Source organism: Natronosalvus rutilus, assembly GCF_024204665.1.
Taxonomy (GTDB): domain Archaea; phylum Halobacteriota; class Halobacteria; order Halobacteriales; family Natrialbaceae; genus Natronosalvus; species Natronosalvus rutilus.
The window spans coordinates 394,834-407,261 of record NZ_CP100355.1 but is presented as its reverse complement, the minus strand read 5'-3'; the positions used below and the strand labels follow the sequence as shown (position 1 = coordinate 407,261).

Annotated in this window: 8 protein-coding genes and 1 tRNA gene; 5 read left to right on the top strand and 4 right to left on the bottom strand. The window is 66.8% G+C overall.

Annotated features, from left to right (window positions below):
• Positions 1 to 31 precede the first annotated feature (31 nt).
• Together NGM29_RS02065 and NGM29_RS02060 are read right to left on the bottom strand one after the other, a co-directional pair.
• Positions 32 to 1,348, bottom strand: coding sequence for a cytochrome P450 (locus NGM29_RS02065; protein ID WP_254158600.1), 1,317 nt, complete (start codon positions 1,346 to 1,348; stop codon positions 32 to 34).
• A 300-nt stretch (positions 1,349 to 1,648) separates the two neighbouring features.
• Positions 1,649 to 1,732 (bottom strand) — tRNA-Leu (locus NGM29_RS02060).
• Between the two features lie 152 nt (positions 1,733 to 1,884).
• Between NGM29_RS02060 and NGM29_RS02055 the strand changes: the two genes are divergently transcribed.
• The 3 genes from NGM29_RS02055 to NGM29_RS02045 all read left to right on the top strand — a co-directional run bounded on the left by NGM29_RS02055 (position 1,885) and on the right by NGM29_RS02045 (position 5,355).
• Positions 1,885 to 3,582: a DUF255 domain-containing protein gene (locus NGM29_RS02055; RefSeq protein ID WP_254158599.1), complete on the top strand. Its 1,698-nt coding sequence runs from the start codon at positions 1,885 to 1,887 to the stop codon at positions 3,580 to 3,582.
• A 79-nt stretch (positions 3,583 to 3,661) separates the two neighbouring features.
• Entirely contained in the window at positions 3,662 to 4,465 is an 804-nt protein-coding gene (locus NGM29_RS02050) for a TrmB family transcriptional regulator (protein WP_254158598.1), read from the top strand.
• A gap of 83 nt (positions 4,466 to 4,548) precedes the next feature.
• Positions 4,549 to 5,355 carry an ABC transporter ATP-binding protein gene (locus tag NGM29_RS02045; RefSeq protein WP_254158597.1) on the top strand — a complete coding sequence of 269 codons (807 nt, stop codon included), beginning with the start codon at positions 4,549 to 4,551 and terminating at the stop codon, positions 5,353 to 5,355.
• Positions 5,356 to 5,373: 18 nt separating this feature from the next.
• Here the strand turns inward: NGM29_RS02045 and NGM29_RS02040 are convergent, their stop codons facing one another.
• Entirely contained in the window at positions 5,374 to 7,038 is a 1,665-nt protein-coding gene (locus tag NGM29_RS02040; protein ID WP_254158596.1) for a hypothetical protein, read from the bottom strand.
• A 214-nt stretch (positions 7,039 to 7,252) separates the two neighbouring features.
• On the bottom strand, positions 7,253 to 8,188 hold the full coding sequence (gene mptA / locus NGM29_RS02035; RefSeq protein WP_254158595.1) for a GTP cyclohydrolase MptA: 936 nt from the start codon (positions 8,186 to 8,188) through the stop codon (positions 7,253 to 7,255).
• Positions 8,189 to 8,611: 423 nt separating this feature from the next.
• Between mptA and NGM29_RS02030 the strand changes: the two genes are divergently transcribed.
• Positions 8,612 to 10,063, top strand: a complete 1,452-nt coding sequence (locus NGM29_RS02030; RefSeq protein WP_254158594.1) for an ATP-binding protein — start codon at positions 8,612 to 8,614, stop codon at positions 10,061 to 10,063.
• A 185-nt stretch (positions 10,064 to 10,248) separates the two neighbouring features.
• Positions 10,249 to 12,339 (top strand): CocE/NonD family hydrolase, encoded by a 2,091-nt coding sequence (locus NGM29_RS02025; protein ID WP_254158593.1) that lies wholly within the window; start codon positions 10,249 to 10,251, stop codon positions 12,337 to 12,339.
• The last annotated feature ends 89 nt before the right edge of the window (positions 12,340 to 12,428 follow it).

The following is a 12,428-nucleotide window of genomic DNA, read 5'->3' as shown; positions in this document are numbered from 1 at the left end:
CGGGAGTTTCGATAGCTCGGTCTCGGCACCCTTATCGATGTCGAACGATCGCAGATATCTCCGCTTCGGGCCGAAGAGAGAGCGTCGGAGCGAAGGTCAACGTTTCGTCGATAGTTACGTCCAGTTCGACGCGGCCGATCATGGTCGCCAGTGCGAGGTGTAGTTCCAGCCAGGCGAAATGCATGCCGATGCAGTGACGCGGGCCGCCGCTGAACGGGAAGTAGGCGTATTCCGGCCGATCGCGTTCATCCTCCCATCGCGACGGTCGGAACGCCGACGGGGACTCCCAGAACCGTTCGTCTCGGTGGAGCACCCACTGCGAAAGCATGAGTTCTGCACCCTCCGGAAGCCGATAGCCGCCGAGCATAACCGGTCGAACCGCCTGGCGCATGGTGTTCCACGTCGGCGGATAGAGTCGCAGCGTCTCCGAGACGGCGTTTCGAAGTCCGTCGAGGCGTTCGCGGGACTCGGCGGTCGGTCGCTTCGACTCGACGTGTTCGTCGTACTCTGCAACGAGCGCGCTGTACGCGTCGGGGTGTGTACTCAGCAGGTACCAGCAGTAGGTCAGACCGAGCGCGGAGGTGTCAGAGCCGGCGAGCAACAGGGCGACGAGATTGTGACGAACCTCTTCTCCCGTCAACTCGCCACGGTCGTGGGCGTCGAGTAGCACCGAACAGGCGTCGTCCCCACGGGACCCCTCCTGCCTGGCGGCGAGACACCGATCGACGTACGAATCGAGCGCGGCCACTTTCCGTCGGAACCGGCGGTCAGTCGGGGTCGGAACCCAGTCCGGGAGGAGTTGAGCGGGTCGTCTGGGGTCGGCTCTATCCACGAGCGCGTCGGTGGCGTCCAGTACGACGTCTTCGTTCCCGCCGATGTCGACGCCGAGGAGCGTCTCGGCGAGGATGTCGAGCGTCAGGTATCGCATCTCGCGATGGAGATCGATCTCCTCGCCGTCGTCCCACGCCTCGACTCGTGAAACAGTTTGCTCGACCATCCCGTCGGCGTACCGATCGATCGTATTCCGGGCGAACGCCGGCTGGAGCGCCGTGCGGAGTCGCCGCCATCGATCGCCAACCGCAGTCGTCACGGCGTGGTCCTCGACGTCGGCGAACGCCCGGCGTTGTTGTTCCGCGATCACGAATCGACCGTCGGCGTCGTGGAGAACCCTCTCGATGAGCGCGGGATCGGAGACCAGGTAGAACGTCTCCCCCGGGAACTCGAGTCGCACGACGTCGCCGTGATCGGCCCACCGTTCAAGCGCTCCGAACGGATCGCGGGAGAACGCGCGCGTGTGGCCGAGTAGGGCCCCTCCGTCCGGAGTCGGCGGTGTCGACAGGTCGCTCATGATCGGTTGTTCAATCGGTCGTTCCATAATGGTATGTCGCGACTGCCGGGTTTACAGATCGTATTCGGTCCGACCGTCGAACTCCGACACTGCACGATGATCTCAACGAAACTGGGGACCGTGCTCTCCGATTCAAACCTGCGTTTCGCACTCGTCACTCGCCAGCGCTCGTGACGGGTGCGAGGGTTAGGATTTGAACTACGCAAAGACGGTCGCCCCGCGTTTCTCGGCGTTGAGACTTCTCTAATTCAAATCTCAACTGCTCAATCGCTGTTGCTCGCGGATTGCTCGCAACAGCAATGCGAGGGTTGGGATTTGAACCCAAGGACTCCTACGAGAGCGGGTCTTAAGCCCACCGCCGTTGGCCTGCTTGGCTACCCTCGCACAGAAGGCAACTCGAGGATTGCCACCGATGGGGGTTGTGCGTTTCGGTGTCGTTTTCGTCTCACTGGCCGTTCTCCGTTCGCTCGCTCTCCGCGAACGACCCGCCCACCCGCCTTCGAAGCCCTTACACGCACGACGGGCCACCCTCGAGTATGGAAACGGACGACGTCACGCGGGTCGAGTGGCGCGAGTGGGGAGCCGACGCCTTCGACGAGGCGGCCGACCGGGACGTCCCGGTCTTGCTCTCGCTCACGGCGACCTGGTGTGACCACTGTCACGAGATGGACGCCGAGACCTACGCCGTGCCGACGCTCGCGGCCAACGTCAACGACGGGTTCGTCCCCGTCCGCGTCGACGTCGACCGCCACCCGCGGGTGCGCGACCGGTACAACATGGGCGGCTTTCCTTCGACGGTCTTTCTCGCCCCCGACGGTTCCATCCTGACGGGCGCGGGCTACCTCGGTCACGACGGCCTTCGCCAGGTGCTCGAGCGCGTTCGCTCGGTATGGGAGACGAAGGGTGCCGAGGCGGGGTCGATTCCACGGCCGTTACAGGACACCGAACCGCCAGCGGGGCAGCTCACGGCGGATGTCGAACGACAGATGCTCGGCCAGCTCACCGACCAGTACGACGAGGTTGCCGGCGGCTGGGGCGAGGAACCGAAGTTCCCGTTGCCGGACGCCCTCGAGTTCGCGCTCAAGCGCGACCGGGAGATGGCGTTGCGGTGCTTCGACGCCGTCTCGGCGAACCTGCTCGACGAGTACGAGGGGGGCTTCTACCGCTTCGCGACGGGCCAGGACTGGTCGGGCCTCCAGCACGAGAAGCTCCTGGACTCGAACGCGGCGCTCCTTCGGGCGTTCGCCAACGCCTACCTCTACACGGGCGAGGACAGCTACCGAAAGCCGGCCGAGCGCGCGCTCGAGTATCTGACGACGACGCTGTGGGTGCCAGAAAGCGGCGAGGATGGAGACGACCGGTCCCACGGCGGCGCCTTCGCCGGGAGCCAGGCCCCCGGCGACCCGGAATCCCACGTCCTCGAGGCGAGCGACCGCGAGGCGGTCGACCAGCCCCCCGTCGACGAAACCGTCTTCGCGGGAGCGAACGCGCTCGCGATCGACGCCCTGTGCACCTACCGGGCCTACACCGACGACGAGCGCGCCGGGCGGTACGCCGAACGTGCCCTCGAGACGCTTCGAGACGCGATGCTCGAGGATGGCGTCGTCACCCACTATCGACCGGCCGGGGCCGACAGTGGATGGGCCGTCGAGAGCGAGCGCGGACTGCTCGCCGACCAGGCCCGAGTTCTGCAGGCGCTGACGAACGCGCGATCGATCCTCGGCGCCGACACAGTGGACGACGCGGTCGCCGTCGCGGACGCGACGATCGACCGGCTTCGGGTCGGCGACTCGTTCGTCGACGGGCCTCGATCCGGCGCAGGGCTGCTCGAGCACCCCCTGCGGCCGCTCGACGCGAACGTCGAACTCGCGGACGCGCTGCTCGACCTCGCGGCGATCACGGGCGAAGATCGGTACGAACGGGTCGCTCGCGAGACGCTCGAGGCATTCGCCGGGGCGAGCGATCGCTTTTCGGTACAGGTCGCCCGCTACGCGAGCGTGGCAACGCGCGTGCTCGAGGGCTCGCTCGTGATCAGGATCGGAACGCCGGCCGGGTCGGACCTCCATCGGGCGGCCTGTCGCATCGCGGATCACGAGAAGGTCGTCGTCCCTGGCGTCCAGGGCGTCTCGGACGTGCCCGAGGGAGCGGCGGTCGCCGAACGCGGGTCGCGAACGACCGAGCCCGCGACAACACCTGCGGAGTTGAGTGATCACGTCTCGAACCTCCTGGTGTAGGTTCTCGATCTTTTGGGGGAACTCGCCGTGCGGTCAAACTATCCAAGCGTTTATGGACGTCGCCTCTCGAGAGAGTAGTATGGCCACACTCAGGGACCTCGGCCTCTCGGAGTACGAGGCACGGGCGTACCGGGCCCTGCTCAACACCGGTCCCACAACGGCGAAGGAGTTGTCGCGCGCGAGCGACGTGCCGATGGGACGGATCTACGATGTCCTCAACAGCATCGAACAGTACAATCTCGTGCGAAGCCAGACGGCTAGTCGACCCAAGAAGTACGTCGCCGTCGAACCGGCGACAGCCCTCGACCGCCTGCTCGACGACAAGAAGCGCGAACTCGAGGAGAAGGCCGAGCAGTACGAGTCCATCGTCGACGATCTCGCGAACGAACTCGACGCGGCCGAACCCGTCGAAGAGCAGTTCTGGACGGCCGCGGTCGGTCCCGACGAGACGATCGACCTCCTGCTCGAACGCCTGGCTGCGGCCGACCGGGACATCGTGATGGTCGCCGCCGACCCCTCCCCGCAGGTGGACATCCGGACGATCGGCGACGAGGTGCTGGCTCACCTCGAGGCGGCCCTCGACAGGGGCGTCTCGGTGAACGTCCTGATGAGTCGGAGCCTGGTCAACGCCCTCTCGCCGACCGTCGGGCGTCGGTACCAGGAGGCCCTGCAAGAGCGCGAGGACTTCGCGGTGCGGACGAACGAGGACGTCCGCGGGTCGTTCAACGTCATCGACGACGTCGAGGTGGTGATCCAGGTGCCGAATCCGCTCGGATCAGGCGAGGCGTTCGGCATGATCGACCTCAAGGATCCGGAGTTCGCCGCCGACGTCCACGAGAAGTTCCTCCCTCGGTGGGAGGAGGCGACGCCGCTCTCGTTCTGAGTCGCGTGAGAGAAGCATCATTGCCACGTCGGAATCGGGTCACGGTAGCAACACTTTAGGACCGAACGCTCGAACCCCGGCGTATGTCCCCTGCGTCGCCCGCCGACTCGTCGATCTCTACCTCTGCCCCCGCAATCGAGGCTCGAGGCCTGACCAAACGGTACGGCGACGAGACCGCCGTCTCGGACCTCGACCTCGAAATCGCCCGCGGCACCGTCTACGGCTTTCTCGGGCCGAACGGGGCCGGCAAGACGACGACGATGCGAATGTTGACGACGCTCACCCGCCCTACCTCCGGGACGGCTCGCGTCGCCGGTCACGACGTCACCGACCGGAACGCCGTCACTCCGCACATCGGCTACCTGCCCGAGGAGCCGCCGATCTACGACGAACTCAGCGGCCGCGAGCAACTCGAGTACGTTGCGGGCCTCAGAAACCTCCCGAAAGCGGAGGCGAGCGATCGCATCGAGTCCCTCCTCGAGCGCTTCGACCTGCTCGAGGACGCCGACAAGCGCATCGACGCCTATTCGAAAGGGATGCGCCAGAAAGTCGGCGTGATCCAGGCGGTCCTCCACGAACCCGCCGTCGCCTTCCTCGACGAACCGACCAGCGGCCTCGACCCGCGGGCGGCCCGAACGATGCGAGACACCATCGCGGACCTGGCCGACCAGGAGATGACCATCTTCCTCTCGACGCACATCCTCTCGGTCGTCGACGAACTCGCCGACACCATCGGCGTCCTCCACGAGGGGACCCTCGTCGCCGAGGGCGACCCCGAGACGCTGAAGTCCCGGGCCGAAACCGGCGAGAGCGGGAGCCTCGAGGACGCCTTCCTCGAGATCACCGACGACAGCGAGGCCGCGGTTCGAGGTACCGAAAAACGAGTCTGAGCCTGGCCTCGACCGCGGTCAACGGACGTACCCGTCGAACGTACGAACCGCGTAGCCCGCCGACAGCGCCGGCCCGGCGAGCCCCACGAGGAGCGCGACCCAGGCGAGTGCGAGGACGGCGGCGCCCGGGATGGTGAACGTCACGACCGGTGCCATCGCGACCAGCGACGTCGCGACTGACGCGACCGGGTCGGCGGCGTCGGTGTAGATGATACCGAACGCCCCGATCGGAATCACGAGCGCGAGCGTGTAGGTGACGAACGCGGACTTGCTCGGCATGACCGCCTCCCGGTTCGAGGAGATGGTGACGCTGCCGAATCGGGGGAACAGCGAGCCGATGCCGACGGCTAACGCGGGCGCGGCGACGGCGCCGACCGCCGTCGCGGGAACCAGCATGGCGACCCGCTCGAGCGACAGCGGACTCACGAGACCGACGGCGAGGCTGACGACGACGGCGACGGGGACGGCGACGAGGGCGCTCGCGACGATTCGACCGGCGACCACCTGTCGACCCGAGACCGTCGACGTGAGGACGGCTGGCAGCGCCGGTCCGAGGTCGCCCAGCGGATTGAGCGAGACGAACGCGCCGGCGCCCCAGACGACGTACAGGCAGGTGAGCACGGCGATGTAGGACGGAATCGTCCCCGCTCGGGCGATCTCCTGGACGAAGAAGGCCGCCATGAACAGCGGGTAGGCGACGTACAGCAGGCGGATGGGCGCGCGTTTCGTCCGGCGAAGCGCTGTCACGGCGACGGTTCGAACCGGCTGGCTCAGGCCTGGCTCGAGCAGGCTCGCGAGTCGGCTCTCGCCGGCGTGTTCCGCGACGACGCGCTCGTCTTCGTCCTCGCGGAAGGGGTCGGACCGCCAGTGGACGGCGGCGAGACGGGTGCCGACGACGATGGCGAGCGCGGCGAGTGCCACCGAACCGACGACGCCGGCGACGGCGTGGGGCATCGAGAACGTGACGTTCGGGAGCCCCGCCAGCAGGAGGTGGCCGGGCCAGCCGAGAGGCGTCCCGTCGAGGAGGTCGAACAGGACGCCGGTGACCTGGTCGAACCAGCCGAGGGCGATCGACCCGAAGTAGGCCGCGCCGACGAGGACGAGAATCGGGGTGCGGTAGCGCGCGATCGGCTCGTAGACGGTGATGAGGTGGCGGATTCCGACGCCGAGAGCGAACCCGACCGGGAACGCGGACAGGAACAGCACGGCGACCGTCGCCGGGGCGACGAGGACGGGCCAGATCGTACCCGTCCCGTAGGCGAACGCGCCAGACAGCAGCAGCGAAACTGGGAGCAACCAGGTCCCGAAGGCCAGCAGCTCCGAACCGACGAGGCCGACGACGAGCGTTCGAATCGGGGTCGCCGTCAGGACGAGTGCGGGCTCGTCCAGGTCGGCCACCGTCGTGACGACGCGGATCGTCGCGAACGCGACCAGTCCGATCCACGCCATCGCGACGCCGCCGGTGACGACGTCCGCGACGGTGAACCCGGCGATTGGCTCGACCGGCCCCGCGGCCAGCGCTTCGCCCGCGACCGGTAACAGGAGGAGGCCGACGGCCATCATTGGGCCGAGCGCGACCAGGAGGATTCCGACGCTCAGGAGGAGCTTCGTTCGGTCGCCGACGACCGTGCGAACCGTTCGCCGGTACTCAGTCGCGGCGATCGTGGCGGGGACGAACCCCATCAGATCGTCACCTCGAGCGAACGGGGGCCCGTCTCGTTCGGATGAGGTCCCGGCTCGAGCGCACAGGGTCCTGCCTCGTTCGGGTGGGGTTCCGGACCGACCGACCGAGAACTCGCCTCGAGTGGCCTCCGGAGTGGGTTACGAATCAGGGGGCGGCACATAGGTCCCCCTGTGCAGGCTGCCCGCGTAAATCGTTCGGTCCGCTGTCACCTCGCTACTGACCGTCGCCGTTTGCTTCCGCTCGCAGGGTCGCGAAATCGACGACGCGCTCGGCATGAGCGTTGTGCTGGTGGATCGACTCGTCGTTCGACTGGGACATGCGGACGACCGCGTCGTCCGGCAGGTGGCCGAACTCCTCGAGGACGCCCTCGGCCATCGCGCGGACGCAGTCCTCGACGAACTTCGCGTCGCTGTGGGCCTCGTAGGTCATGTGATCCTCGTCGGGGCGCTTCGCGAGGTTGTAGATGTGCGCGCTCATCGAGTCCCGGGCGATGTCGATGACGTCGTTCAGGTCGACGTCCGGGGCACCCTCGGACTCGATCGTGAGCGTCGCGTGCCCGCGTTGGGAGTGGCCCGGCTGGGGCACCTCGTCTAAGAACTCCGTAATCTTCGCCTCGGGGACGTCGAGGTCCTCGAGTTTCTGCTTCGCCCGCGCGACGGACATGCCCTGGGAGCACGGGCAGACGGTCATGCCGACGACGCGGGCGCCGACCTCCTCGCGGGTTCCCTCCTCGGTGGCCGTCGCGGAGGCGATGACGTCGACGGTGTGCTGGGTCTCGCGGTCGCTCGCCGGCGTCTGTTCCCGGCGCATGAACTCGGCTTCCATCGAGACTTCCGCGCGGGAGGTGTAGTCGTGTTTCTCGAGGAGGCGCTCGGCAGCGTCGCCGCAGACGTCCTCGACGCGGTAGGCCTCCTCGCGGGTCGCCTCCTCGAGGGTCTCGTCGATGACCTCCATGTTTCGGCTCATGTCCGCGCCCTTGCGCCAGGCAGGGAGGTCGACGAAGACCTCGAACTCCGCCGTGAACACGAGCGGGCGCTTGTCCTCGCGGGCGATCTTGACGAGTTTCTCGACGCCGGTGACGCCGACCTGGCTCAGTCCGACGGTGACGTCGGGCGCGCTCGCCTGGACGTCGGGCAACTGGTGACTCATTGGTCGCACTCGGGCCAGAACGCGATTAGGCCTTTCGGAAGGGGCTCATCTGTCGAACTCACGGACGGGACTCCGGTACTCTCGACCCCTCGCGTTCGGGTGAGCGATGTCCCCGGTCGTTCCTTTAAGTACTTCTGGTCACAAGGTAGAGCTATGAAGGGCATTCTGCCGTCGTTCCGCCTCTCGAGCCACTGCGCCGGGCCAATCCGTGCACCTCGATAGCACCTCTCTCGCCTTTAAGTGGTTCTGGTCACAAGATAGAGCTATGAAGGGCATTTTGACACCGTCACGTTCCTCGAGCGACGGCGCTCGCAGGCTCTCGGACCGTCGACGACGGGAACGAACCGCCCGGGCCTCGACCACGACCGTCGCGTCGGAGCCGTGACGACGGGATTAAGGGCGTGTGGTGACTAGGTTCCGCGAATGAGTACTCCGGCGCTCGAGGTCGTCGAGTTCCTGCTCACGGCGAGCATCTACTCGAACGACCGTTCTCTCGACGAAAACGACCTCCCGCCGGCGATCCGCCGGGTCTTCTGGACGGGCGCCGCTGGTGGGACCAACGACGACACCGACGACGCGTCCGAAACGGGCGACGCCGCGAGCACAGGCGCGGGTTTCGGCCGCGGACGACGCCACCGCGGCGGCATCTCCCGCCCGCTGTCGGCGACCAACACGACCATCCGCGAAGCCACCGGTGTCGACCGCCCGTGGAACGCCGTCAGCGACCTCATGTTCACCGAGCGCGACGACTTCTCGGGGTCGATCTCGCTCACCGAGCGCGACCTGGCCGAGCGCTGGTACCTCGAGCGAACCGACGCCGACCGCATCCAGGCGAACCCGACGCTCGCGAAGCACTTCGAGGGGCACGAGGACCTCGCTTTCGACGTGGATTACGAGGCTGCCCGCGAGCAGAACCGCCCGATCCAGGCCGACCGCGTCTGGATCGACGGCCTGCTCCAGGAGTACTTCGAGGACGAGGAAGACGAGGAGATGCTCGATCTCGTGGAAGTGCGTGCGCCCGAGGAGGTCGACATCACGCTCGACGACCTGGTGTTGACGCCGAACCAGGAGTCCGAAATCGAGAAGATCGCCAAGGCGATCGAGCACCGCGACTACCTCGCCCAAATCGGGCTGCGCGAGATCGGGAAACTGCTGTTCGTCGGGCCGCCGGGTACCGGGAAGACGTCGACGGCGCGCGCGCTGGCTCACGACATGGACCTCCCGTTCGTCGAGGTCAAACTCTCGATGATCACCAGCCAGTACCTCGGTGAGACGGCCAAAAACGTCGACAAGACCTTCGAGGTCGCTAAGCGGCTCTCGCCGTGTATCCTGTTTATCGACGAGTTCGACTTCGTCGCCAAGACCCGCCGAAGCGACGAACACGCCGCACTCAAGCGGGCAGTCAACACCCTGCTCAAGAGCATCGACAACGTTTCGCTCATCCAGGACGATGTCCTCCTGATCGGGGCGACGAACCACCCCGACCAGCTCGACGCCGCAGCGTGGCGACGGTTCGACGAGATCGTCAACTTCCCCAAACCCGACACCGGGATGCGCTCGGACATCCTCCGGGTCATCACCCACGCGATGGACATCGACGAGTTCGACCCCGACGCCGTCGCCGACGCAACCGAGGGGATGACCGGGAGCGACCTCCGGATGGTCATGCGGGAGGCCGTCCTCGAGGCGCTAACCGAGAACCGGACGACGCTCACCCAGAAGGACCTGCTCGAGGCCGTCCAGGACTTCGAGGAACGAGACAACCTGAAGAACATGGATATGATCGATGGCGATCACGAGGCGCTGGTCGCAGGCGGGGACCTGGGTGCGGCGAGCGACGGTGGGCACTCGCACGATCACAACCACGACCACTGACTGCGACTGCGACCACAATTACTGACCGCGAACCTATTCCGACTCGAGATACCGAACCGCGTGTCGACGTGTGAGCGGCCGCTCCGGCGCGGTGCTCGCGGCCCCAATCGACCCTCGAGAATCGTCACGAACGTTTTGACGGGATTGTCAACACCCTCTTTAGAGCGACTGTTGTGCTCGAGCGTATGTCACGCCAGCCAGTTGATCGGCGATCGGTTCTGAAAGCGTCCGGCGCCCTCGCCGGAGCGAGCGTACTCGGTCTACTCGGGTCCACACCCGTCGCGACGACAGACGGGATCGAAACCACCAGCGGGGAGACCGAACCGCGCTACGACCTCGGCGACCCCGAGTCACACTCCATCGAGGTGGAGTTCACTTTCGAGAATCGCGACGGCGAGGAGGTGACCGAGTCGCCGTCGCTGTACGGCGAAGTCATTCGCCCCGTCGACGCGAGCGGCGAGCCCGTTTCCGACGTACCGGTGATCCTCACGTACTCGCCGTACAACGACCTCTACCAGGCGCTCAACGGCGGGGAGAGTCCAGCGAAAGGCGGCATCGCCGATTTCTTCGTGCCTCGGGGCTACGCTCGAGCCCAGTTCGACCTCATCGGGACGCGCAACTCGGGGGGCTACTACGACTACGGCGGCATCCGCGAGCGCCTCAGCGGGCGGGAACTGATCGATGCGCTCGGCGAGGCGGACTGGACCAACGGAAACATTGGAATGATCGGCGGCTCTTACGACGGGACGACCCAGCTGGCGGCCGCTATCGAGGCCCCCGAGCACCTGCAGGCCATCGTTCCACAGGTCGCCATCGACCGCTGGTACGACTACCGCTTCCACGACGCCTGCCCGTGGGACACCTACGGGACGCCGACGCTGTTCGACTTCAGCTTCGGGCTCATCCCGCCGGCGGCCGTCGAGTATCCCGAAGAACTGCTCGACTCGCTCACGACCCGAATCGAACCCGGCGAGCGCCTCGAGCACGAGATCCGATCCTACGAGTACGATCCGAACTACGACGAGTTCTGGATCGAGCGCGACTACCGCCGACGCGCCGACAGCGTCGAGTGCGCCGTCATGATGGAAGCCGGCTGGGAGGACCGCAACGTCAAGCGCTGGGGATCGACCCGGTTCTACGAGGCGCTCCCCGACGACCACTCGAAACGGCTCGTGATCGGCGACTGGGGTCACGCCGCCGGACAGTACCCCGACAGCCCGGCGCTGTATCACGCCTGGTTCGACCACTGGCTGGTCGACGGCGTCGAGACTGACGTAATGGACCTGCCACCGGTCGACGTCCAGTCGGCGTCGTCTCCGCGGACGCAGTTCGACGTCTGGCCGCCGGCCGCCGCCGAGAAGACGGCGTTCCCGCTCGTCCGCGACGACCCCGCAGCCGGCGAACTCGAGTTGCTGGGGACCGGCGTCTCGAGTTTCGAGGACGCCTCGCCGCCGATCAGCGAGGACGAGATGTTCGCCGAACGGTCGTCCGGGCCCGACCACCTCATGTTCGAGAGCCCGCGCCTCGAGGAATCGGTGCGAGTCGCCGGGCACGTCACCGCGGACCTGCTGGTCGCCTCGAGCGACGACACCTGGTTCACGGCCGTCGTCTACGAGCGTCGATCCGACGGTAGCACCCGGCCTTTTGCTCGAGGCTTCTGGAACTCGCGATTCCATACCGGGATCAACGAGGAGTCCTCGACGCCGACCGACCGGGCCTACCGCGTCCCGCTCGCGTGCTGGGACATCGACTGGACGCTCGAGGCCGATTCCCGACTCGGCGTCGTCGTCGCCTCCGACAACGCCGACTGGGTCAGACACGACCCCGACAACGAGTCGACGAACCGGGTCGTCCTCTCGGAGTCGTGTCTCCGGTTCGACGCCATCGCCGAGGGCCTCGACGCGCCGACGTTCCCGACCGCAACCTTCTCGCGGGAGCAGGATTCGTCGGCCTACACCGCCGGTCAGACGGCAAGGATCGACCTCACCGTCGAGTCGACGACCGAGGCGACCCTGGTTCGCGACCGCCTCCCCGACGGCTGGACGGTGGTGGGCGGCGACGACCACTCGATCACCGAGGTCGAGGGGACGACGTACGTCGAGTTCGACGACTCCCTTGCTGGCGGAGAATCGGTGCGCTACTACGCGGAGGTCCCCGCCGAGACAGGCGAGCACGAGTTCGGACCGCTCGAGTACAGCGCGAGCGGCGACCTCTGGGCGAGTGCGGACGGGACCGCGGCGTCGGTCACCGTGGTTGGTCTCGACACGTCGCTCTGACCCCCTCGAGAGCGCTCGAGGCCTTCGGACCGGGTGCGCTCGAGGGTGCCCGGAGGCCGATCGACGAATCCCTGAACGGGAGCGGGTAA